This is a genomic window from Nonomuraea sp. IBHARD001, assembly GCF_056106265.1.
Window position 1 is genome coordinate 915,659 of record NZ_JBWBBW010000002.1, and the last position, 23,097, is coordinate 938,755.

A 23,097-nucleotide genomic window follows, 5' to 3' on the forward strand; every position below is an offset into this window, starting at 1 on the left:
GGATCCCCAACTAGGGGGAACAGTGGATGGAACAGTCAATATCTATCGTTATCGCTGTGTACAACGTGGAACCGTACCTAGGTGAGTGTCTGGACTCTGTGCTGGCCCAGAGCCTGGGAACGGACCGGTTGGAGATCATCGCGGTGGACGACGGCTCGACCGACGGAAGTGCGGCCCTGCTTGCCGACTATCAAGGCAAATATCCGGAAATCCAGGTGATATCTCAGGAGAATTCCGGTGGGCCGAGTCGGCCGAGGAACGTGGGGCTGGCGCGGGCGAGCGGGGATTACGTGTTCTTCCTCGACTCCGACGACTACCTCGGTCCGGAGGCGCTCGAACGCATGCTGGACATGGCCGTGCGCAACGACTCCGACGTGGTGCTCGGCCGGATGGCGGGGGTGGGCGGCAGGGGCGCGCCGCAGTCGATGTTCAGGCGCACGCTGGATCGGGCCGACCTGTGCGCGGACAACCTCTACAACACGCTGTCGGCGCAGAAGCTGTTCCGGCGTGACCTGGTCGCCGACCTGACCTTCCCCGAGCACATCCGCTCGGGCGAGGACCAGCCGTTCACCGCCATGGCTTACTTCAGGGCCAAGGTGATCTCCGTGGTCGCCGACTACGACTGCTACTACCTGACCTGGCGCGAGGGGCACCAGAACGTCACGCGTTCCGGCGTGCACCCCCTGGAACGGCTGCCGCAGGTGGCCGAGATGCTGGAGTTGGTCCAGGCGCACACCGAGCCCGGGCCGAGGCGCGACATCCTCATGGTGCGGCACTTCCGCAACGAGGTGCTGAGCAGGTTCAGCCCGCGCTGGGCGGCCTTCGACGACGCGACACGCGCGGCGGTGTTCGATCTCGTGGCGGAGATCTGCGACCGATGGCTGAACGACGACATCGTGGCGCGCCTCCCGCAGAAGGAAGCGGCCTTTGCCCGGCTCGTCAGGGAAAGGCGCAGGCAGGAGCTCTACGACCTGGTGACCACCCCGCCCGCTCCGGCGACGGCCGCGACAGCCGAAATCCCGGTTATAAGCGCGACAAAAGCACGCGAGCCCGGACCCGAGTCCGAACCAACCACCTGGATCGCACGCGCGAAGGCCTTTGCTCGTCACATACTGAAACCGAACGGAAGCAGAATGTAACGGCTGAGGGGCGCGGCTGTGACTGGATCACCCACGGGGCTGGAGCTGCTGCCTGACGGGGCGGGGGTGGACGTCAGTGTCGTCATCCCGGTGCACAACTGCCGGGCGTATCTGGACAGATGCCTGACCTCCGCCCTCATCCAGAGGGTCAACAAGGAGATCATCGTCGTCGACGACGGCTCGACGGACGGCGGGGCCGCCCTGCTCGACCTCTATGCCGCACACCACCCGGGCACCATCAAGGTGGTGCACCAGGAACACTCGGGAGGCGCGGGCAGGCCGCGCAACGTCGGCATCGAGCACGCGACCGGGCGCTACGTGTTCTTCTGCGACGCCGACGACTACCTCGGCCCCGAAGCGCTGGAGCGCATGCTCGCGATGGCCGACCGCAACGGCTCCGACATCGTGCTCGGCAAGATAGTCGGGCACGGGCGGCGGGCGCCGCTGTCGATGTTCCAGCGCGACGCCGACCGGGTCGAGCTGGCCGAGAGCGCCGTCTACAACAGCCTGAGCTGCTTCAAGCTGTTCCGCAGGGACATGCTGGAGCGCCATGCGATCAGGTTCGGTGAGGACAGGCTGGTCGGCGAGGACATCGTCTTCAGCGTGCACGCCTACTGCCATGCCCAGGTCATCTCGGTGCTGGCCGACTACGACTGCTACCACCTGGTCGCCCGGCCCGACGGCACGAGCATCATGCAGCAGCCGGGCAGCCGCGACCCGATCGCCTGGCTGCGCATGATCCGCAGGCCCATCGCGCTGATGACCGAGCACATCGCGCCGGGCCCGCTGCGCGACCACCTGCTCTACCGGCACTTCAGGCTCGACGCCTTCACCCAGCTCGGCGGGCCGCTGCTGGAGGCGGGCGAGGTGCGGCGCAAGGAGATCGCCCAGGAGGTCGCCGAGCTGTGCGACCTGTGGCTGACCGAAGGCGTCAAGGCCAGGCTCAACTCCACCGACCGCCAGCGCCTGAACGCGCTCGGCGACGTGGACAGGCTGCTGCGCCTGGCCGACATCGAGACCGCGACCGTGCGCAGGCGGCTGACCGGCCTGCGCTGGGAGGGCGACAGGCTGCTGGTCGCTGGCACGGCCACACTGGAGGGCATGCAGAGCGAGGGCGGCCTCTCGCTGGTGCTCCGGGCCAGGCACGATCCCTCCTACGAGGTGGTCGTGCCGGCCGAGCGCGAGGGCGACGCCTTCACCGCCAAGGTCGACGTGGCGGCGCTGGCCAGCGGGGTGTGGGACCTGTTCGTCGCGCTGGAGTACGAAGGCGTGGTCAGGCTCGGCAGGCTGGGCGCCGACCGCGACAACGGCATCACGCGCCCGGCCCTGCGCCTGATCGGCGACGCCGTCGCCATGCCGTACTTCACGCGGTCCTACGGCAACCTCAGCGTCGACGTCGGCGGCCACGTGATCAACGTGCCCGGCACCGTACGGCTGACGCGCACCCGATGGGCGCTGGGGCATCGGCTGCTGCTGGACGGCGAGGTGCTGGTCGGCAATGCGGCGCCGGGGGCGACGAGCATGCGTCAGCTCGTCTGGCGCGAGCGGCGCACCGGGCGTGAGCGCGCCGTGCCCGTCGTGGCACTGCCGGGAGGCGCGTTCGCGGCCAGGCCAGCCGTGGGCAGGTTCGCGCCGGGCACCTGGGACGCCTATCTGGAGCTGGAGCTCGGCGGGCCGCCCGCGAGGTTCAGGATCGAGGCCGACGCCGAGACGGTCGCCGCGCCGCGCAGCTGGTGGCTCAGGCCCTTCCCCCGGACGGTCCGGCCTTACGCGACCGCGGGCAAGGGCAGGCTGAGCACGGTCGTGCGACGGCTGACGGCCAGGGGAGTGCTCCGCAGGCTTCTGCGTTGAGCGCGGATATCGGCTGGGAGAGTGCTGTGCAGGCCCCTGCGCAGAGTGCCTTCTATTGCGCCAGCGATGTGCTCTTGCCACCACATTGCATCTGCAAGGCCATGACCTAAAGTAAGGGCACATCCCCCCTTATCGGAGGCATTGTCGTGCACGTACCCGATGGCTTCTTCAACGCGGCCGTCTCCGTCTCCACCGGCGTCGTCGCCGCGGCAGGCCTGGCGGTCTGCCTGCGCGGGGCCAGGCGTGAGCTGGACGACCGCACCGCGCCCATGGCCGGGCTCGTCGCCGCGTTCATCTTCGCCGTCCAGATGCTCAACTTCCCCGTCGCCGCCGGGACCAGCGGGCACCTGCTGGGCGGGGCGCTCGCCGCGATACTCGTCGGGCCCTACACGGGGGTGCTCTGCGTCGCCGTCGTGCTGCTCGTCCAAGGGTTCTTCTTCGCCGACGGCGGGCTGACGGCGCTCGGCGTCAACATCACCATCATGGGTCTGGTCACCGTGCTCGTCGGCTGGGGCGTCTTCCGCCTGGTCGCCAGGGTGGCGCCGGGCCGGGGCGGCATCACCGTGGGCGCCTTCCTGGCCGCGCTCGTCTCGGTGCCGGCGTCGGCGCTGGTGTTCACCGTGCTGTTCTGGATCGGCGGGACCGCGCCCATCGACATCGCCGACGTGGCCGTGGCGATGGGCGGCGTGCACGTGCTCATCGGCATCGGCGAGGCGCTGATCACCACCGCGACCGTCGGGGCCGTGCTCGCCGTACGGCCTGACCTGGTCCACGGGGCCAGGGGGCTGGTCGCGCCGCTGGTGCTCAGGGGGGCCGACGGGAGCAGCACCGAGGTCGGCGGGCAGCCCGCCGTCGCGCCGCGGGGCAACGCGAAGCCGTTCCTGCTGGGCGGGCTCGGGCTCACGCTGGTGCTGGCGGGGGTGGTGTCGTTCTTCGCCTCCAGCAGTCCCGACGGGCTGGAGTCGGTGGCCGAGGACAAGGGCTTCCTCGGGCAGAGCGCGGACCATCTGTTCGGATCGTGGGCGCTGGCCGACTACGGCGATGTCGGCGGCATCCCCGTCGGCGTCGCGGGCATCGTGGGCGTGGGCATCACGCTGCTGGTCGCGGGTGGGATCGCCTATGCGGCCAGGGCGAAGACGACGGCCGGCGTCTGATGGGTGCGGGTCACCACCACCGGCTCTACCGGCACGGCGACACGTTCGTGCACCGGATGCCGCCGCAGTGCAAGCTGCCGGCCGTACTGGGGTTCGCGCTGGTGGTGGTGGCCACGCCGAGACAGGCGTTCGGGGCGTTCGCGGCCTATGCGGTGCTGCTGGGCCTGGTCGCGGCCGTGGCGAAGGTGCCGCCTGGGTTCGTCGCGCGGCGGATGGTGGTCGAGGCGCCGTTCGTGGCGTTCGCGGTGCTGATCCCGGTCATCGGGCTCGGCGAGCGCACCGAGGTGCTGGGGCTCTCGCTCAGCGTGCAGGGGCTCTGGGCGGCATGGAACATCCTGGCCAAGGCCACGCTCGGCGTCGTCGCCTCGATCCTGCTGGCCGCCACGACCGAGCCCAGGATGATCCTGCTCGGCGCGCAGAAGCTGCGGCTGCCGCAGTTGCTCGTGCAGATCGCCATGTTCATGCTCCGCTACCTGGAGGTGATCATGGAGGAGATGCGCAGGATGCGCGTGGCCCGCGAGTCCAGGGGATTCGTCGCCAGGGACCTGCGGCACCTGCCGGTCGTCGCACGCTCGGCCGGCGCCCTCTTCATCCGTTCGTACGAGCGGGGTGAGAGAGTACACCTGGCCATGCTGAGCAGGGGCTACACCGGGCAGCTGCCCGTCGTGTACGACCTGGCCGCCTCCGCTCGCCAGTGGGCCGCGGCGGCCGCGCTGCCCGTGCTCGCGCTGACCGTCCTGGGAGTGTCGTGGTGAAGTCGTTGGAGGTCAGCGATCTGGCCTATGCCTACCCCGACGGCACCCAGGCGCTGTTCGGCGTCGACCTCACCGTCGAGCGTGGCGAGCGCGTGGCCCTGCTCGGCCCGAACGGCGCGGGCAAGACGACGCTCGTCATGCACCTCAACGGCATCCTGACGGCCGGGCACGGCACCGTGCGCGTGGCCGGGACGCCGGTCGGCAAGGACACGCTCAAGGAGGTACGCCAGCGGGTGGGCCTGGTCTTCCAGGACCCCGACGACCAGCTCTTCATGCCGACCGTGCGCGACGACGTCGCCTTCGGCCCGGCCAACGCGGGCGTGCGCGGCCCGGAGCTGGAGCGCCGGGTCGAGGACGCGCTGCGGCGCGTGGGCATGCTGGAGGCCGTCGACAGGCCGCCGCACCACCTGTCGTTCGGCCAGCGCCGTCGCGTCGCGGTGGCCACCGTGCTGGTCATGGAGCCGGAGATCCTCGTGCTCGACGAGCCCTCGTCCAATCTCGACCCGGCCGCGCGCCGGGAGCTGGCCGAGATCCTGCGCTCGCTCGACGTCACCGTGCTCATGGTCACGCACGACCTGCCCTACGCCCTTGAGCTGTGCGAGCGCGCACTCATCCTGTCCGACGGCGTGATCGCCGCCGACGGCCGCACCCGCGACCTGCTCGCCGACGAGGCGCTGCTGGCCGCGCACCGCCTGGAGCTGCCCTACGGCTTCGCCATACCCGCCGAGGTCACGCCCTCGGCAGGTCGGGCTGCGGGATCGTCACGGGAGGCACGTGGATGACCACCAGATGGTCGCCGAGCCGCAGCGTCGAGGCACGGGGGTCGGCGTAGGTCATCACCTCGCCCGATCGCACGACGGCGACCACGATCTCGGCGCACTCCTGGGCGCTCCTGCCCACCTCCGCGCTTTCGACCGGGCGTTCGTAGAGGTCGAGGCCCTTGCCGTAGACGAGGAAGTCCTCGATCAGGGCGCTGACGGCCGGGCTCTGCGTGGCGACGCCCAGCATCCGGCCGGCCGCCTCCGACGAGGTGATGACGACGTCGGCGCCGCTCTGCCGTACCAGGGGGTCGTTCTCGGCCTCCCTGACGGCGGCCACGATGGTGGCCTTGGCGTTGAGCTGGCGTGCGGTGAGCGTCACCAGGGCCGTGGTGTCGTCGCGCTGGGTGGCGATGATGACCTCGCGGGCCGCCCGCACGCCCGCGCGGTGCAGGACGTCGCTGCGGGTGCCGTCGCCGACCACACCGGCGAAGCCGTCGGCCGCGGCCTCCTCGATCGCGTCCGACCTGGGGTCGACGACCACGATGCTCGCCTTGTCGCGCTCGTTCTCCAGCAGGGTGCGGATCGCGGCCCTGCCCTTGGTGCCGTAGCCGATCACCACGGTGTGCTCGCGCAACTTGCTCCTCCAGCGGCCGATCAGGATGTGCTCGCGGGTGCGCTGGGTGAGGACCTCCAGCGTGGTGCCGACGAGGATGACGAGGAAGACGATCCGCAGCGGCGTGACCGCGACGATGTTGATCAGCCTGGCGAAGGGCGTGACCGGCGTGATGTCGCCGTAGCCGGTCGTCGACACCGTGACGGTCGCGTAGTACAGCGCGTCGAGCAGCGAGACCTTGCCGTCGTAGGTGTCGCGGTACCCGTCGAGGTCGAAGGCCACCAGCAGGAAGACGATCCCCAGGGCCGCGCAGGCGTAGACGACGCGCCGCATGACCGCCCTGAGGGGGCTGACGGCCACGTGGGGCAGCCTGATGCCCGTCTCGTTCTCGTCCCGCATATGCGTGATCGTAGTTTGCGCATGGCGTGGACAGGGGGATGTCGAAGTACAGTGGCTCATCGAGGAGGGCGGATGAAGCTGCGTCTTGCGCGACACGCGATGGGTGATGCCGTCGTCGTCGCCGTCGAAGGCGAGCTCGACCTGTTCACCGCGCCCTTCCTGCGCGACGAGGTCCGTGACGCGATCAAGCAGGACGGCTCACGGCTGGTGCTCGACCTCGCGGCCCTGTCTTTCATGGACTCCAGCGGCCTTTCGGTGCTGATCGAGGCCTGGCGGCTGGCCACGGGCGAGGGCGGCGGCGTCTCGCTCGCCGCACCCCAGGCGCCGGTCGCCAGGATCCTGCGCACGACGGGGCTGGATCGCCGCATCAAGGTCTACACGGATGTGGACAGCGCCGTCGGCGAGATTTAAGCCACCCTGTGTAGAACTTCATTCGGTCGCCGCGTTAAGGTCCGGGATATGGACGTCAACGGAGCAGCAGCAATCATCTCGGGCGGTGCCAGCGGCCTTGGCGAGGCCACCGCGCGTGAGCTCGCGCGCAGTGGCGCGAGCGTGGTCGTCGCCGACCTCAACGAGGAGCGGGGCAAGGCGCTCGCCGACGAGCTCGGCGGGCTCTTCGTCAGGACAGACGTGTCCGACGAGCAGCAGGTGCAGGCCGCCGTGGACGCCGCGGTCGCCACCGGCAAGCCGCTGCGCGTCGTGGTCAACAGCGCGGGCATCGGCTGGGCCACCCGCACCGTGCAGCGCGACGGCTCACCGCACGACCTGGCCTCCTACCGCAAGGTGATCGAGGTCAACCTCATCGGCACCTTCAACCTCATGCGCATCGGCGCCGCGGCCATCGCCAGGACCGAGCCCGTCGACGAGGACGGCCAGCGCGGCGTGGTGATCAACACCGCCTCGGTCGCCGCGCTCGAAGGCCAGACCGGGCAGGTCGCCTACTCCGCCTCCAAGGGAGGCATCGTCGGCATGACGCTGCCCGCGGCCCGCGACCTGGGCGCGATCGGCGTGCGCGTCAACACGATCTGCCCCGGCATCATCGACACCCCGATCTACGGCTTCAACCCCAACGCCGAGGAGTTCAAGGCCAAGCTGATCGCGCCCGTGGTCTTCCCCAAGCGCATGGGCCGGGCCGACGAGTTCGCCCACCTGGTCCGCTCGCTGATCGAGAACGACTACATGAACGCCGAAGTCATCCGCTTCGACGGCGGCATCCGCTTCCAGCCCAAGTGAGGCCGTGTTGAGCAGTGCAGCTTCCGACGAGGTCCTCGTCGAGGTGGGTGACGGCGTCGCCGTACTCACCATCAACAGGCCGAAGGCCAGGAACGCGGTCAACGGCGCCGTCGCACGCGGCATCGCGGCGGCGCTCGACGAGCTGGAGGCGCGTCCCGACGTCTCGGCCTACGTCCTGACCGGCGCGGGCGGCACGTTCTGCGCCGGTATGGACCTCAAGGCCTTCCTGACCGGCGACGTCCCGGTCGTCGAGGGGCGCGGTTTCGGCGGCATCGCCGAACGGCCTCCGGCCAAGCCCATCGTGGCCGCCGTCGAGGGCTACGCGCTGGCCGGAGGGTTCGAGCTGGCGCTGTCGTGCGATGTCGTCGTGGCCTCCTCCGAGGCGAAGTTCGGCCTGCCCGAACCGACCAGGGGCCTGGTCGCGGGGGCGGGAGGCGTGATGCGGCTGCCCAGGCGCATCCCGTACCACGTGGCCATGGAGATCGCGCTGACCGGCGCGCACTACCCGGCCGCGCGGCTGTACGAACTCGGGCTGGTCAACCGGATCGCCGAGCCGGGCCAGGCGCTCGCGGGCGCGCTGGAGCTGGCCCGCACGATCGCCGCGAACGCCCCGCTGGCCCTGGCCGCGACCAAGCGCGTCATCGTCGAGTCGGCCGACTGGCCGCTCGAGGAGATGTTCAGGCGCCAGGGCGAGATCATCGGCCCGGTGTTCGGCTCGAAGGACGCGATGGAGGGCGCCGCGGCGTTCGCCGAGAAGCGCCCGCCTCGCTGGAAGGGCGAGTAGGAGCCGCAACCGGGGTGACGAGCGCCCGCGCCCCCAGGACGGGAGCGCGGGCGCACGCGTTTCTGCGTACGGTGGACACACAGCGACAACGCCCCCCGAATCGGCAGGAGAACACACGTGAGCGAGCACCCGGCGACACCACGCAGCCGTGCGGCGAGCCTGGCGGCGGGTGCGGCAGGCGCACTCGTCCTCATGGTGATCGTCGTGGCGGCGATGTGGGCGATCGAGGTCGTCGACTACGTCCTGCCTGGCGACTTCGACATGGAGTACGGCATCAGGTCGCGTGAGGTCGGCGGCCTGACGGGCATCCTGTTCGCGCCGTTCCTGCACGTCGGGTTCGGGCACCTGATGGCCAACACGGTGCCGCTGTTCGTCCTGGGCTTCCTGGCCGCCATGCGCGGGCTCGGCAGGTTCCTGTGGGCCAGTGTGCTCATCGTCGTCGTCGGCGGGCTCGGCACGTGGCTGATCAGTCCGGCCTATGTGGTGACGGTCGGCGCGAGCGGCCTGGTGTTCGGATACTTCGGATACGTCCTGGCGCGTGGCGTGTTCGACAGGAGCGCGGTCGACATCCTCATCGGAGTGGGCGTGGCCGTCGTGTACTACTCGCTCCTGGCTGGCGTTCTGCCGAACCAGCCGGGCGTTTCGTGGCAGGGACACCTGTGCGGCCTCATCAGCGGCGTGGTGGCCGCCTGGGCGCTTCGCAGGCGGCATTCTCGGGCGGTGGGGCCGGCTCTTTAGCCGCCTGTGGTGTTCACCTGCCGTCCGAGGGCGATCCCTGGCCGTTGCGGATCAAATGGGTCAGAATATTGCCAACTCGGAGACCGAGAGGTGGTCAATGGCGAGTCTGGGATCCCTTGAGCGCGCGATCATGGACGTGCTGTGGGATGCCGACAGGCCGCTGCTGATCAGGGAACTGCTCGGCAGGCTGAACCAGACGCCCACCCGTGACCTGGCCTACACCACCGTCCAGACGGTCGCCGAACGGCTGGTCAAGAAGGGCCTGCTCAGGCGCACGCCCTGGCGCAACGCCTTCCGCTACTCGGCCAGCCGCTCGCGTGAGGAGCACACCGCGAGCCTCATGCTCGACGTGCTCGCCGACACCCCCGACCACCTGCCCGTGCTGGCGAGGTTCGCCGAGGGCGTCGACATGGCCGACGCCCTGGCGCTCCTCGACGAGCTGCAACGCCGGACCAAAGGCGACTAGAGGCGCTCGACCACGTGGTCGACGCAGACCGTGAGCGCCTCGATGTCGGCCGGGTCGATCGCCGGGTACATCGCGACGCGCAGCTGGTTGCGGCCGAGCTTGCGGTACGGCTCGGTGTCGACGATGCCGTTGGCGCGCAGCACCTTGGCCACCTGGGCCGCGTCGACCGACTCGGCGAAGTCGATCGTGCCGACCACGTTGGAGCGGAACTCGGGCGCGGCGAACGACGAGGTGTAGTCGCTCTTGTCGGCCCAGCCGTACAGACGCTGGGCGGAGTCGGCGCTGCGGCCGACGGTGAAGTCGAGGCCGCCGCCCGCGTTCATCCAGTCGAGCTGGTCGGCCATCAGGAACAGCGTGGCCACGGCGGGCGTGTTGTAGGTCTGGTTCTTCACCGAGTTGTCGACGGCGATCGGCAGGCTGTAGAAGTCGGGCACGTAGCGGCCGGACGCGGCGATCTCCTCGACGCGGGCCAGGGCGCGCGGCGACATGATGGCGATCCACAGGCCGCCGTCGGAGGCGAAGGCCTTCTGCGGTGCGAAGTAGTACACGTCGGTCTCGGCGATGTCGACGGGCAGGCCCGCGGCGCCCGAGGTGGCGTCGACCAGCACCAGCGAGTCGTCGTCGCCGACCCGCTTGATCGGCATGGCCACACCGGTCGAGGTCTCGTTGTGCGTCAGCGCGTAGACGTCGACGCCGGCCTCGGTGACGGCCTGCGGGTGCGTGCCCGGCTCGGACTTGATGATCGAGGGGTCGCCCAGCCACGGGGCCTTGGCGACGACCGAGCCGAACTTCGAGGAGAACTCGCCGAAGTTGAGGTGCTGCGACTTCTCGCGGACCAGGCCGAAGGCGGCGATGTCCCAGAACGCGGTGGTGCCGCCGTTGCCGAGGACGATCTCGTAGCCCTCGGGTACGGAGAACAGCTCGGTGAGCCCGGCGCGCACGCGGCCGACCAGGTCCTTGACCGGCTTCTGGCGGTGGGAGGTGCCCATCACGCTCACGCCGGAGGCGGCGAGAGCGGCCAGCTGCTCACTGCGGACCTTGGAGGGTCCGCAGCCGAACCGGCCGTCGACGGGCTTGATGTCAGCGGGAATCACGATGTCAGCCACCCGCCCAAGCCTACTGAGGGTCGGGAAATGGCTCGGCCCGGGTCCGATATGTGAGACCCGGGCCGTCATTTCACTGAGACGTCAGATGGTGCCGACGACCTCGGAGGCTCCGGGCACGTCGCTGAGCGGACGCGTGGCCGGGCCGATGTAGTTCGCGCTGGGGCGGACGAGCCTGCCCGTGCGCTTCTGCTCCAGGATGTGCGCGGCCCAGCCGGCCGTCCTGGCGCAGGTGAACATGGAGGTGAACATGTGAGAGGGCACCTCGGCGAAGTCGAGGACCACCGCCGCCCAGTACTCCACATTGGTGGCGAGCACGCGGTCGGGCTTGCGCGCGTGCAGCTCTTCGAGCGCGGCCTTCTCGAGGGCGGCCGCGACCTCGTAACGCGGAGCGTCGAGCTCCTTGGCCGTACGGCGCAGCACACGGGCCCTGGGGTCCTCCGCGCGGTACACGCGGTGGCCGAAGCCCATGAGGCGCTGCCCCTTGTCCAGCTCGCTCTGGACGTACTTCTTGGCGTCGCCGAGCTGCTCGACGCCTTCGATCATGTGCAGCACGCGAGCCGGGGCGCCGCCGTGCAGCGGGCCCGACATCGCGCCGACGGCGCCCGACAGCGCGGCGGCCACGTCGGCGCCGGTGGAGGCGATGACGCGGGCGGTGAACGTCGAGGCGTTCATGCCGTGCTCGGCCGCGGAGGTCCAGTAGGCGTCGATCGCCTTGACGTGCTTGGGATCGGGCTCGCCGCGCCAGCGGACCATGAACCGCTCGGTGATGGTCTTGGCCTGGTCGACCCGGCTCTGCGGAACCATCGGCACACCGTTGCCGCGGGCCGACTGGGCGACGAAGGACAGGGCCATCACGGAGGCGCGTGCGAGGTCCTCGCGCGCGCGTGCGTCGTCGATGTCGAGGAGCGGCTTGAAGCCATAGGCCGGAGCCAGCATGGCAAGCGCGCTCTGCACGTCGACGCGAATGTCACCAGAGTGGACAGGGATGGGGTACGGCTCCGCCGGGGGGAGACCCGGCTGGAACGTGTTGTCGACGAGCAGGCCCCACACGGCCCCGAAGGGGACGCGGCCGACCAGCTCTTCGATGTCGACGCCCCGATACCTCAGGGCGCCCCCTTCTTTGTCCGGTTCCGCGATCTCGGTCTCGAAGGCTACTACTCCTTCGAGTCCGGGTTTGAAGTCGGACATTCTCGGCCGCCTCCCTTTCTTGAAACTCGGCAATGCCTTGATGTCGAGATACCGGCGGGTCAATTTAACCCCCTGCCCCGGCATGCTCCGCCTCCGGACCCGCCGAAGATGCATCACCGCTGGTGAGAGGCGGGGGGCGAAGTGATGGGATCGCCACCAAACGCGCAACAATATCCTCTCGTGGACGCCACCTCACGCCCGCCCTCGCTGGCCGGGCTTCGCCGTACGTACGAGGGCGAGCCGTTGCTCGAAGCCCGGCTCGCATCCGATCCTGTGACCCAATTCACCCAGTGGTTCGCCGAGGCGGTGGAGGCGGGCCTGCCCGAACCCAACGCGATGGTGCTGGCCACGGCCTCGTCAGGCGGACGCCCGAGCGCGCGTACCGTGCTGCTCAAGGAGTTCGACGAGCGGGGCTTCGTCTTCTACACCAACTACGAGTCGCGCAAGGGCCGCGACCTCGGCGAGAACCCCAGGGCCTCGCTGCTGTTCCCCTGGCACCCCCTGCGCCGCCAGGTCCGCGTCGAGGGCAGCGTCGTCAGGCTCTCGCACGAGGAGACCGCCGCCTACTTCAACTCCAGGCCGTACGGCTCCCGCGTGGGCGCCTGGGCCTCGCGGCAGTCGGCCGTGGTCCGGACGAGGGAGGAGCTCGACGCCCGTTTCGAGAAGCTCGCCGCCCGCTGGCCGGACGATCCGCCCGTGCCCGACTTCTGGGGCGGTTACCGGGTGGTGCCGACGGAGGTGGAGTTCTGGCAGGGGCAGGTCGACCGGATGCACGACAGGTTGAGGTACCGCCGGGGCCACCCCGCATGGATCGTGGAGCGGCTTGCACCTTAATGTCGCGTAGATGAGTTTCGCGGACACGATCAGGCGGCATGTCGTCGACATCAGGCCACTGGAGATCCCGGCCTATCGCCGGTTGTGGATCGGCCAGTGCGTGTCCTTCATCGGACTGCAGCTCACCGCGGTCGCCGTGGCCAAGCAGATCTACACCGTCACCGGCTCCTCGCTCTGGGTCGGCATGCTCGGCCCCGCCAACCTCATCCCGCTCGTCGTCTTCGGGCTGTGGGGCGGGGCCATCGCCGACGCCGTCGACCGGCGCAAGCTGCTCATCGTGGGCTCGCTCGTGGCCTGGGTGGCCACGGGCGGCATCCTGCTGCAGTCGCTGCTCGGCGTGCACAACGTCTGGCTGCTGCTGGTCAACGTCGCACTCGGCGCCTCGGGGTTCGCCATCTCCTCGCCGACGCGCGGGGCGATCATCCCGCGTCTGATGCCGGTGGAGCTGGTCCCGGCGGCCAACACGCTCAACTCGCTCGTCGCCAGCTTCGGCACGGTGATCGGGCCGCTCATCGCCGGGTTCCTGCTCACGGTCGGCGACTACACCACCGCCTACGCCGTCGACGTGGTGCTGTTCGGCGCCGGGTTCTACGCCACCGTCAGGCTGCCCTCCATCAAGCCGATCGGCGAGATCACCAGGCCGGGCCTGCGCTCGGTCGTCGAAGGGCTGCGCTTCATGGTCGGGCACAAGGTGATCCTCATGTCGTTCGTCGTCGACATCATCGCCATGGCCTTCGCCCTGCCGCGCGCGCTGTTCCCCGAGATGGCCGCCGAGCGGTTCGCCGGGTCCGACCTGGCGTTCGGCCTGCTGTCGGCCAGCATCGCGATCGGCTCGCTCGCGGGCGGGCTGCTGTCCGGCTGGGTCGGCAGGGTCAGGCGTCAGGGGCTGGCGCTCACCTGGACGATCGCGGTGTGGGGGCTCAGCGTCGCGGCGGCGGGCCTGGCCCAGCAGCTGTGGCTGATGGTGGCGCTGCTGGCGATCGGCGGCGCGGCCGACCTCATCTCGTCGGTGTGGCGCATGACGATCCTGCAGACGCACGCGCCCGACGACATGCGCGGCAGGATGCAGGGCGTCTTCATGGTCGTCGTCGCGGGCGGTCCCCGGCTCGGCGATCTGCGGGCCGGGGTCGTGGCCGCTTCCTTCGGTGTCACCGCGTCATGGGTCGGTGGGGGAGTAGCTTGTGCGATAGCGGTTGTCGCGGTTGGACTTGCCGTACCCGCGTTCAGGAGGTATAGGCCGCGGGAAGGAATCTGACGTCCACAGTGTTGCCGTCCATTGCATCGGAAGGGCCATCGGCCCAATAGGGTTTCCAATACCAGCGAGGGCGGGACGGAGGAGCCTTGACCGCACACGGACTGATCGACACCACCGAGATGTATCTTCGGACGATCTACGAGCTCGAGGAGGAGGGCATCGTCCCTCTCCGGGCACGCATCGCCGAAAGGCTCCAGCAGAGCGGCCCCACCGTGAGCCAGACCGTCGCCCGTATGGAACGTGACGGCCTGGTGAAGGTCGAGGGCGACAGGCATCTCACCATGACCGATCTCGGGCGCACGCTCGCGACGAGGGTCATGCGCAAGCACCGGCTGGCCGAATGTCTGCTCACCCAGGTCATCGGGCTGCCGTGGGAGGAAGTGCACATCGAGGCGTGCCGGTGGGAGCACGTCATGTCGGAGGCGGTCGAGGCCAGGCTCGTCACCCTGCTCGACAACCCCACGAGCTGCCCGCACGGCAACCCGATCCCGGGCCTGGGCGAACTGGGCGCTCCGGAGCCTTCGGAGGGCGAGGGCAAGCCGCTGCCGTCGATGGCCGACGTGGCGGGACCGAGGGATGTGCCCGTGCTCGTTCGGCGAATTAGTGAACAAGTGCAAAGCGATCCTGCTGTGATGCTTAAACTCAAGCAAGTTGGGATACAACCCGGACGCGAGGTGACGCTCGCGGCGAGCGACGACGGTGTGCGGGTGACAGGTGACGACGACGCGAACAACGGTCCCGTGGAGCTACCACGCGATGTTGCCGCACACGTTTTCGTCGCCAGGCGCTGACCTTTGGGCTACATCTTGGTTGAATCTCAACAGGGAGCCCCTCCACTCCCCCGCGACCAAGACTGAAGCAGGAGCGCCCGTGGTTCGGATTGCGCACATGCCTCCCCGAGGAGTGGTCTCCGAATGAAACGTTGGGGGGATCTGACGCAGGACAACGCCGATCACCTCTCGGCAGGGTCGGTTCTCGACCATGCCGAGATGGCCGTCGTCGTCACCGACAGATTCAGCAACCTTCTCTACTGGAACCCGTTCGCCGAGAAGCTGTTCGGCCGCACGGGCAAGCCTTCGCCGCGAGACACCGCACTGTCGCTCGGCATCATGGAGAAGGACCACCCACTCGCCGTCGAGCTCGCCAAGCACGTGCTCAAGGGCGGGATCTGGGAAGGCACGTTCGACGTCAAGCGCGGCGACGGCACCACCATCTACGTCCGCGCCCAGGCGGTGCCGCTGCGCCACGCCTCGGGCGCGGTGACCGGCATCGTCATCACCGCACGCGAGGCCATGCGCAGCAACGAGCGCGAGAACGACCGGTTCGGCCTGCTGGAGCGCATCGGCGAGCGGCTGGCCGGATCCCTGTACGTCGAGGAGACGCTCAAGCGGGTCGCCGAGATCCTCGTGCCGCAATTCGCCGACCACTGCTTCATCGAGCTGATGGAAGGCGACAGGCTGGTACGCCGGGTCTCCCAGCACGTCCCCGGCTGGGTGCCGCCGCCCAACACCTGGCAGCCGATCGGCGGCGAGATCCGCTACCCGCCCGGCCACTACGCCGACACCGCACTGCGCCGCCAGGAGACGATCCTGGTCGAGGACTTCGCGGGCACGGCCTATCCCGCGCCCAGCGAGCAGGCGGCCAAGCTGGCCAGCGAGGTCGGCATGACCTCCGCCATCGTCGCCCCGCTGTGCGTGCGCGGCGACACGCTCGGCCTGATGTACCTCGGGCTGTCCAACCTCACCGACAGGCGCAGCCCGCACTACGACGCCTTCGACCGCGACTTCGTCGGGGCCATCGCCACGCGTGTCGCGCTGGCCGTCGACAACGCGCTGCTGTTCGAGGAGGAGCGCCAGACCGCCGAGTCCTTCCAGAAGCACCTGCTGCCCAGGGCGCTGCCCAAGCTCGACGGCCTGGAGATCGCGGTGCGCTACTACCCGGCGGCGCCGCTGGCCTCGCACGGGCAGGGCATACAGACGCAGGTCGGCGGCGACTGGTACGACGTGATCCCGCTGTCGGCGGGCCGGGTCGGCATCGTCATAGGAGACGTCGAGGGCAGGGGCGCCAAGGCCGCGGCCATCATGGGTCAGCTCAGGGCGGCGCTGCGCGCCTTCGCCCAGGACGACAAGCCGCCCGCCGACATCCTGGCCAGGCTCGACGAGTGGACGCGCATCATCGCCACCCCCGAGCAGGACGAGTCGGGCGAGGACATCAGCGTCCCGCCGATCGTCACCTGCCAGTACCTCGTCTACGACGCCTGGTCGCGCGAGCTGTCGTTCGCCAACGCCGGGCACGCGCCGCCGCTGCTGCTGTCCGAGGGACAGTGCGTCGAGCTCGACATCACCGAGGTCGGCCAGCCGCTCGGGGTCAGGGCCAAGGGCATGCACGCCGACCTGGTCTACAAGGAGGAGACGCTGACGCTCCCGCCGGGCGCCGCGCTGCTGCTCTACACCGACGGCCTCGTCGACAGGCGGCCGACCCGCGCCGGCGGCCTGATGCCCAGCGACGAGGAGACGCTCGGCGTGCTCTGCGCCAAGCTGGCCAAGCTCGACGACCTCGCGGTCGAGGGCATCGCCGAGGCGGCGACGGGCGCGGTCGCGGGCGAGATCGACGACGACATGGCGATCCTGGTCGTCCGCTCGCTGGACGGCGACCTCGACCTGGAGGAACGCACGTTCCCGGCGCAGCCGATCATGGTCGGCGAGGCGAGGCGGATGGCGGCCGAGGCCTTCAGCGGATGGAACGTGCCTGATGAGCGCGCCGAGCTGGCCTGTCTGCTGGTCTCCGAAGTCGTCACCAATGTGGTGCTGCACGCGGCGAGCGCCAACATCCCGCGCAGGGAGCTCGTGCTCGACGGCCCGCCGCTGCCCTTCGAGGAGTCGTGGGACGTGCCCGGCTTCGAGGAGGAGGTGCCGGGCGACAAGGAGTTCACGCTGAGGCTGCGCAGGGGCAAGGACTCGGTCTGGGTCGAGGTCTTCGACCAGGACCTCCGGTTGCCGCGCATCCGCAGCGCCGGTGAGAACGACGAGGGCGGTCGCGGGCTCTACCTGGTGGATCAGCTGGCAAAGCGGTGGGGCTCGCGTCCTACCAAGGAAGGCAAAGCGGTCTGGTTCGAGATTCCCACCCGCAGCCGGTGAGTGGTTGACTCCAAGCCATGGAGCTGGCGTTCGAACGCAGGGGAGCGGGTCATCCGCTGGTCCTCGTGCACGGCCTCGGTCATCACTGGCAGGCCTGGCTGCCCGTCATGGACAGGCTGGCCGCCTCGCACGACGTGATCGCGATCGACCTGCCCGGCTTCGGGGTCTCGCCCGCGCTGCCCGAAGGCACGCCGTACACAGCTGAGTCGCTGGCCGACGCGGTCGAGGGGTTCTGCGAGCTGCTGGGGTTGCGCGAACCGCACGTGGCGGGCAACTCGCTCGGCGGTTACATCGCCCTTGAGCTGGCCGGGCGCGGTGTCGTGCGCTCGGCGACCGCACTGTCGCCGGTGGGGTTCTGGACGCGGGCGGAGCTGCTCTACGCGCAGGCGGTGCTGCGGGCGATGCGGGCCATGGCGCGGTCGGTGCCGCAGGAGCGGATGGCCGATGCGGCCGAGCACCCCGTCGGCCGTGCGGTCGCGGCGGCGGCGCTGGTGGCCAGGCCGTCGCGGTTGTCGCCCGCCGCACTGCTGGCCGGAACCCAGGCGCTGGCCGGGTCGGCCGGGTTCGAGCCGACGCTGGCCTCGATGACCGGGATGATGCCGCCAGGCCCGCCCAAGGCGCCGATCTCGATCGCCTGGGGCGAGCACGACAGACTGCTGCCCAGACGGCAGGCGGTACGCGCGGCCAGATGGGCGGGACAGCGGGTGACCCTGCTCAAGGGCTGCGGCCACGTGCCGATGAGCGACGACCCCGAACTGGTGGCCCGGGTCCTGCGCAGGTCCTAGCCGGGCTGTCGCAGAACGCGGGCGCGGCTCCTGCCCGGAGCAGGTCCTGGCGGTCGTGGTGCGCCGTCCTAGCCCCGGCTGTTCAGGGCTGTCTCGATCTCGGTCAGGTCGGCCGTGGTGAGGGTGATGTCGGTCGCGCCCGCCCAGCCGTCCACCTGGTCGGGCCTGCGGGCGCCGACGATCGCGCCGGTCAGGCCCGGCCAGGCGAGTGCCCAGGCGATGGCCACCTCGGCGAGCGTCGCCGCGTGCCGTATCGCGATCGGCCTGAGCGCCTCCACCACGGCCAGGTTGGCGGCCAGGTTCTCGGTGAAGTCCGGATGGCGGCGCCGCCAGTCGGCGGGGTCGAGCGCGGCCACCCGTTCGGCCGAGAACGCGCCGGTGAGCAGCCCGGACTGCAGCGGCGAGTACCCGATCACCGCGACGCCCTTCGCGTGCGCCCATGCGATCTCGGCCGCGGCCGACCGGTTGAGCAGTGAGAACGGCGGCTGGATCGCGTCGACGTGCGCCACGGCCTCGGCCCGTTCGAGCTGGGCGACGTCGTGGTTGGACAGCCCGATCGCCCTGACCTTGCCCGCGCGCCGCAGCTCGGCCATCTGCCCCCAGTACTCCTCCAGCGGCGTGGCCGACGGCGAGGGCCCGCTCTCGGGGCCGCCGTAGTCGATGCCGGTCCCGGTGTCGGGCCAATGCACCTGGTAGAGGTCGATGCGCTCGACGCCGAGTCGGCGCAGCGAGTCGTCGACCTCGCGGCGCAGTTCCTTCGCACTGCGGGTGATCCCGCCCGTCCCGTCCCAGAGCAGGCCGCCCTTGGTGAAGATGTGCGGCGGTTCGGCCAGGCCCTCGACCGCCTTGCCGACGACCCGCTCGGAGTGGCCGAAGCCGTAGACGGCCGCGGTGTCGATCCAGTTCACGCCCCGGTCGAGCGCGCGGTGCACGGCGGCGATCGACTCGGCGTCGTCGGTGCCGCCCCAGGTGTACTGCCAGCCGTCGCCCGCTATCGCCCAGGCGCCGAAGCCGAGCCTGCTGATGGTCATGTCCGCGATGTTCATGCCCCGATCGTGGAGCGGCGGCGCCTGCCGTACCCAGGGGCGTGTCGAGCCTGGGTACGGCAGGACCAGGATGGCCGGGCGGTCGTGTCCGACAATGGGGGCATGCTTGGCGAATTCCTCAAGACGCGACGTGCCCGGCTCAGCCCGGAGGAGCTCGGCCTGCCCGCATACGGAGGCAGGCGGCGCGTGCCGGGGCTGCGCAGGGAGGAGCTGGCCGGCCTCGCGGGTGTGAGCGTCGACTACTACGTGCGGCTGGAGCAGGGCCGGGCCAAGGGGGTGTCGGACGAGGTGCTGGAGTCGCTGGCCAGGGTGCTCAGGCTGGACGCCGACGAGCGCGGCTATCTGTTCGAGGTGGCCAAGCCGGTCAGGAGGCGGCCGAGGCGCCCGGCCGGGGTGTCGCCCGCGCTGCGGCATCTGCTGGACGCCATGACGGGGGTGCCCGCCTATGTGATCGACGGCCGGGCCGACATCCTGGTGTGGAATGCGATGGCGGCGGCGCTGCTGTTCGACTTCGGCGCGATGGCGGTGGGCGAGCGCAACTGGGCCAGGATCGTCTTCCTCGACGACCGGGCCAGGCAGCGCTTCCCCGAGTGGGAGCGCAAGGCCCGCGAGACCGTGGCCTACCTGCGCCTGCATGCCGCTCGCCATCCCGACGACCCCAGGCTGACCACGCTGGTCGGCGAGTTGTCGGTCAAGAGCGAGCTGTTTCGGCGCTGCTGGGCCGACCACAACGTCAAGGAGAAGTCGCACGGCGTCAAGCGGCTGTGGCACCCGGTCGTGGGGGAGCTGTCGCTGCACTTCCAGTCGATGGCCGTGGCCGGGGCCGACGAGCAGGTGCTGATCGGCTTCGCGGCCGAGCCGGGTTCGGCCGAGGAGCAGGCGCTCGGCCTGCTGGCGAGCTGGGCGCTATCGGAGCGTCTGTCCCCAGACCAGCAACATCGCGATGATGAAAACGATCATCACGCCGGCATAGCCGACCGCGCCGAGCCGTAGCCTCCTGCGCACGCGGTTGAGCAGCCACGCGAACAGGAATGCCAGAAAGACCAGGAGGATCAGACCGCCGTCCATGAAGACCAGTATGCGGTGATCGCCGGAGATGTGGGCGGGAGAACGCCCCCGGTCTTTCCGGCCGGACCGGTCAGAACCCGAACGACCTGCCGATGATCTCCTTCATGATCTCGGTCGTGCCGCCGTAGATCGTCTGGACCCGGCTGTCGACATAGGCCTTGGCGACCGGGTACTCCATCATGTAGCCGTAACCGCCGTGCAGCTGCAGGCAGCGGTCGATGACCTTGAGCTGGAGCTCGGTCGTCCACCACTTGGCCTTGGCCGCGTCGATGACGGTGAGCTCGCCCGCGTTGAGCGCGCGCACGCACTTGTCCACGTAGTGCCTGGCGATCTCCACCTCGGTGTCGAGCTCGGCCAGGACGAAGCGGGTGTTCTGGAAGCTGCCGATGGTACGGCCGAACGCCTGGCGGCTCTTGCAGTACTCGATGGTCTGCCTGAGCACGCTCTCGGCCGCGGCCACCGCCATGACGGCGATCGACAGGCGTTCCTGCGGCAGGTTGGCCATGAGCTGGTAGAAGCCCTGGCCCTCCTGCGGGCCGAGCAGATTGGCCGCGGGCACGCGGACGTTGTCGAAGAACAGCTCGGCGGTGTCCTGGGCCTTCATGCCGATCTTCTCCAGGTTGCGGCCCCTGGTGAAGCCCTCCATGCCGCGCTCGACCACGAACAGCGAGGTGCCGCGCGCGCCCGCCGTGGGGTCGGTCTTGGCCACGACCACGACCAGATCGGCGTTGATGCCGTTGGTGATGAACGTCTTCTGCCCGTTGAGCAGGTAGTGCTCGCCCTCGCGCACGGCGGTGGTCCTGATGCCCTGCAGGTCGCTGCCCGCGCCCGGCTCGGTCATCGCGACCGCGGTGATCAGCTCGCCGCTGACGAATCCCGGCAGCCATCGCTGCTTCTGCTCGTCGTCGGTCAGGTCGGCGAAGTATGGGGCCATGACGTCGTTGTGCAGGGAGAAGCCGAGGCCGGAGGCGCCGACGGAGATGACCTCCTCGACGATGACCGCATTGAACCGGAAGTCGGTGACGCCCGCGCCGCCGTACTCCTCGGGCACGCCGAATCCGAACATGCCCAGCTCTCCGGCCCGCTTCCACACCTCGCGGGGGACGATGCCGTCCTTCTCCCACTGGTCGTGGTGCGGGACGACCTCGCGGGCCAGGAACTCGCGCACGGTCGCGCGGAAGAGGTCGTGCTCCTGCTCGAAGAGGTCTCGCTGCATCGGGTGCCTCCAGGTTGGGGGTGCTGGTAACAGAATACAATTCTGTTACTTCGAGGTATAGGGACACGGGTTCATCACAAGTCGCTTTGGAGCGGTTGAAGCGCCTGCACCCCACTTGTCGCACCCATAAGATCTACCTTCGGTTTACTGTGCTTGATCGGAGTGTGCCGTGGCTCGGTGGCGCAAGACATTGATCGCCGCATCGGTCGGACTGGCCGCGTCGGCCGCCCTGGTCGTCATGCCCGCACGTGCGAGCACGGTCAACCTCATCGTGGACTACACCTGCACCGGCGGAGTGGCGTCGGGCGGTCCGGTGAAGCTCAGGGCCTCGGTGGCCATCCCCACCGTCGCGCAGACGGGCGGACTGCTCAACCTCGGCTGGAGCGTGCAGGAGCTGGAGAACCGCAGGTTCCGCTCGCCCGACTTCTTCGCCGAAGGCGCCCGGGTCTCGCTGCACGCCAATGTGAACCTCAGCGGCGCCTGGAGCGGCGTGCTGCGGCCCACGGGCAGCAAGGAGCAGGACGCGCTGCTGCCCGACGAGCAGCTGCTGGTGCCCGAAGGCCTGTCGGACTCGGCCGGGCTCGCCAAGGAGGGTGTGCTGCGGCTGCAGCCGTCCACCCTTGAGGTCGACTTCGTCCCGCCGCAGGGCACCTACGTCGTCAACGACCGCGACCCGCGCGTGGTGTACACCGGCCCCTGGCAATCGGTGACTGGCACGCCGCAGGAGTTCGAGGACCACCTCTACGACATCAACAGGACCGACAACTCCGGCGCTTCGGCCACGCTGAGCTTCACCGGCACCGGCATCGAGTACATCGGCCGCCGCCAGCGCGACCAGGGCATCGTCGAGCTGACGATCGACAAGAACACCCCGGCCGCCGACACCGTCAAGATCGACCCCACCCGCAACCCGAACGGCACGATCACCAACGCCACCCAGGGCAACGTCTCGCTCTGGTCGCGCAAGGACCTGCCGTACGGCAAGCACACGATCACGGTCGAGAACATCGACGGCAAGCCGATCCACCTCGACGGCTTCAAGGTGCACACCGCCGAGCTGATCAACCCGCCGACCCACCACCGGGCGACGTGTGTGGTCACCAACAACCCCGGCATGGTCGAGATCACGGTGCAGAACGCGCCCACCCCCACCTCGACCGGCACCTCGAACCCCACCTCCAACCCGACCTCGACGGGCACGGCGACGCCGACGGGCACCGCGACGCCCACGCCGACCGGCACCGCCTCGCGCACGCCGACCCCCTCGGTCGCGCCGAGCGCGGTCAGCACCCACGGCCGAACGCAGGCCGATCGGCTGCTGATCAGCGTGCAGCCGACCGGCGTCGTCACGACCACCCCGGCGGCGGGCCCGACCAAGTACGTCAAGGCGCAGGTCGTCAAGACGCCCAAGGGCGCGCCCGAGACGGGCATGGCCCCCGAGCGGCAGCCGCCGTACGCGCTGCTGGCGGGCGGTTCGATCATGTTGCTCGGCAGTGCGGCGGGCGGATTGGCACTACGACGGCGGCGGGCCGCGCTCAGCGGCGACCGCAGCGGCATCTAAGGAGGCCG

General features: G+C 69.8%; 22 protein-coding genes. 17 read left to right on the forward strand and 5 right to left on the reverse strand.

The genetic code is table 11. The annotated features are described in order from the left end of the window. Positions 1–26 precede the first annotated feature (26 nt). The 5 genes from ACTWNK_RS06590 (at position 27) to ACTWNK_RS06610 (ending at position 5,681) form a co-directional block, all read left to right on the forward strand. Positions 27–1,139, forward strand: a complete 1,113-nt coding sequence (locus ACTWNK_RS06590; protein WP_474302750.1) for a glycosyltransferase family 2 protein — start codon at positions 27–29, stop codon at positions 1,137–1,139. Positions 1,140–1,157: 18 nt separating this feature from the next. Continuing rightward, positions 1,158–2,990, forward strand: coding sequence for a glycosyltransferase family 2 protein (locus ACTWNK_RS06595; RefSeq protein ID WP_474302752.1), 1,833 nt, complete (start codon positions 1,158–1,160; stop codon positions 2,988–2,990). 146 nt (positions 2,991–3,136) lie between these two features. Then, positions 3,137–4,144, forward strand: a complete 1,008-nt coding sequence (locus ACTWNK_RS06600) for an energy-coupling factor ABC transporter permease (protein ID WP_474302754.1) — start codon at positions 3,137–3,139, stop codon at positions 4,142–4,144. Continuing rightward, on the forward strand, positions 4,144–4,899 hold the full coding sequence (gene cbiQ, locus ACTWNK_RS06605; RefSeq protein ID WP_474302756.1) for a cobalt ECF transporter T component CbiQ: 756 nt from the start codon (positions 4,144–4,146) through the stop codon (positions 4,897–4,899). Before ACTWNK_RS06600 ends, cbiQ begins: the two co-directional genes overlap by 1 nt. After that, the gene (locus tag ACTWNK_RS06610) at positions 4,893–5,681 is read left to right on the forward strand and encodes an energy-coupling factor ABC transporter ATP-binding protein (protein WP_474302758.1); all 789 of its coding nucleotides are present in this window, start codon (positions 4,893–4,895) and stop codon (positions 5,679–5,681) included. Before cbiQ ends, ACTWNK_RS06610 begins: the two co-directional genes overlap by 7 nt. Here ACTWNK_RS06610 and ACTWNK_RS06615 read toward each other — a convergent pair. Then, the gene (locus ACTWNK_RS06615) at positions 5,629–6,672 is read right to left on the reverse strand and encodes a potassium channel family protein (protein WP_474302760.1); all 1,044 of its coding nucleotides are present in this window, start codon (positions 6,670–6,672) and stop codon (positions 5,629–5,631) included. The two genes, ACTWNK_RS06610 and ACTWNK_RS06615, sit on opposite strands and share 53 nt — an antisense overlap. Before the next feature lie 72 nt (positions 6,673–6,744). Between ACTWNK_RS06615 and ACTWNK_RS06620 the strand changes: the two genes are divergently transcribed. The 5 genes from ACTWNK_RS06620 to ACTWNK_RS06640 all read left to right on the forward strand — a co-directional run bounded on the left by ACTWNK_RS06620 (position 6,745) and on the right by ACTWNK_RS06640 (position 9,893). Next, the gene (locus tag ACTWNK_RS06620) at positions 6,745–7,083 is read left to right on the forward strand and encodes an STAS domain-containing protein (protein WP_474302762.1); all 339 of its coding nucleotides are present in this window, start codon (positions 6,745–6,747) and stop codon (positions 7,081–7,083) included. Positions 7,084–7,131: 48 nt separating this feature from the next. After that, the gene (locus ACTWNK_RS06625) at positions 7,132–7,905 is read left to right on the forward strand and encodes an SDR family NAD(P)-dependent oxidoreductase (protein WP_474302764.1); all 774 of its coding nucleotides are present in this window, start codon (positions 7,132–7,134) and stop codon (positions 7,903–7,905) included. Between the two features lie 7 nt (positions 7,906–7,912). Continuing rightward, entirely contained in the window at positions 7,913–8,689 is a 777-nt protein-coding gene (locus ACTWNK_RS06630; RefSeq protein ID WP_474302766.1) for a crotonase/enoyl-CoA hydratase family protein, read from the forward strand. 117 nt (positions 8,690–8,806) lie between these two features. Next, entirely contained in the window at positions 8,807–9,427 is a 621-nt protein-coding gene (locus ACTWNK_RS06635; RefSeq protein ID WP_474302768.1) for a rhomboid family intramembrane serine protease, read from the forward strand. Positions 9,428–9,524: 97 nt separating this feature from the next. Beyond that, positions 9,525–9,893, forward strand: a complete 369-nt coding sequence (locus ACTWNK_RS06640; protein ID WP_474302770.1) for a BlaI/MecI/CopY family transcriptional regulator — start codon at positions 9,525–9,527, stop codon at positions 9,891–9,893. Here ACTWNK_RS06640 and serC read toward each other — a convergent pair. Both serC and ACTWNK_RS06650 read right to left on the reverse strand, forming a co-directional pair. Continuing rightward, positions 9,890–10,999, reverse strand: a complete 1,110-nt coding sequence (serC, locus tag ACTWNK_RS06645; protein WP_474302772.1) for a phosphoserine transaminase — start codon at positions 10,997–10,999, stop codon at positions 9,890–9,892. The two genes, ACTWNK_RS06640 and serC, sit on opposite strands and share 4 nt — an antisense overlap. A gap of 81 nt (positions 11,000–11,080) precedes the next feature. After that, the gene (locus ACTWNK_RS06650) at positions 11,081–12,187 is read right to left on the reverse strand and encodes a citrate synthase 2 (protein WP_474302774.1); all 1,107 of its coding nucleotides are present in this window, start codon (positions 12,185–12,187) and stop codon (positions 11,081–11,083) included. A gap of 180 nt (positions 12,188–12,367) precedes the next feature. Between ACTWNK_RS06650 and pdxH the strand changes: the two genes are divergently transcribed. The 5 genes from pdxH (at position 12,368) to ACTWNK_RS06675 (ending at position 18,198) form a co-directional block, all read left to right on the forward strand. Then, entirely contained in the window at positions 12,368–13,021 is a 654-nt protein-coding gene (pdxH, locus tag ACTWNK_RS06655; RefSeq protein ID WP_474302776.1) for a pyridoxamine 5'-phosphate oxidase, read from the forward strand. A gap of 10 nt (positions 13,022–13,031) precedes the next feature. Next, the gene (locus ACTWNK_RS06660) at positions 13,032–14,276 is read left to right on the forward strand and encodes an MFS transporter (RefSeq protein ID WP_474302778.1); all 1,245 of its coding nucleotides are present in this window, start codon (positions 13,032–13,034) and stop codon (positions 14,274–14,276) included. Between the two features lie 86 nt (positions 14,277–14,362). Next, positions 14,363–15,067, forward strand: coding sequence for an iron-dependent transcriptional repressor DtxR (locus tag ACTWNK_RS06665; protein ID WP_474302780.1), 705 nt, complete (start codon positions 14,363–14,365; stop codon positions 15,065–15,067). A 123-nt stretch (positions 15,068–15,190) separates the two neighbouring features. Continuing rightward, positions 15,191–17,413: an ATP-binding SpoIIE family protein phosphatase gene (locus tag ACTWNK_RS06670; RefSeq protein ID WP_474302782.1), complete on the forward strand. Its 2,223-nt coding sequence runs from the start codon at positions 15,191–15,193 to the stop codon at positions 17,411–17,413. Between the two features lie 17 nt (positions 17,414–17,430). Further along, positions 17,431–18,198, forward strand: coding sequence for an alpha/beta fold hydrolase (locus ACTWNK_RS06675; protein ID WP_474302784.1), 768 nt, complete (start codon positions 17,431–17,433; stop codon positions 18,196–18,198). A 68-nt stretch (positions 18,199–18,266) separates the two neighbouring features. Here ACTWNK_RS06675 and ACTWNK_RS06680 read toward each other — a convergent pair whose 3' ends face one another. Beyond that, positions 18,267–19,244, reverse strand: coding sequence for an aldo/keto reductase (locus ACTWNK_RS06680; protein WP_474302786.1), 978 nt, complete (start codon positions 19,242–19,244; stop codon positions 18,267–18,269). Between the two features lie 102 nt (positions 19,245–19,346). On the opposite strand from ACTWNK_RS06680, the gene ACTWNK_RS06685 reads away from it, so the two are divergent. Continuing rightward, the gene (locus ACTWNK_RS06685) at positions 19,347–20,237 is read left to right on the forward strand and encodes a helix-turn-helix domain-containing protein (RefSeq protein ID WP_474302788.1); all 891 of its coding nucleotides are present in this window, start codon (positions 19,347–19,349) and stop codon (positions 20,235–20,237) included. 145 nt (positions 20,238–20,382) lie between these two features. Here ACTWNK_RS06685 and ACTWNK_RS06690 read toward each other — a convergent pair whose 3' ends face one another. Then, positions 20,383–21,528 carry an acyl-CoA dehydrogenase family protein gene (locus ACTWNK_RS06690; protein ID WP_474302790.1) on the reverse strand — a complete coding sequence of 382 codons (1,146 nt, stop codon included), beginning with the start codon at positions 21,526–21,528 and terminating at the stop codon, positions 20,383–20,385. A gap of 169 nt (positions 21,529–21,697) precedes the next feature. On the opposite strand from ACTWNK_RS06690, the gene ACTWNK_RS06695 reads away from it, so the two are divergent. Next, the gene (locus tag ACTWNK_RS06695) at positions 21,698–23,089 is read left to right on the forward strand and encodes a hypothetical protein (protein WP_474302792.1); all 1,392 of its coding nucleotides are present in this window, start codon (positions 21,698–21,700) and stop codon (positions 23,087–23,089) included. Positions 23,090–23,097 lie beyond the last annotated feature (8 nt).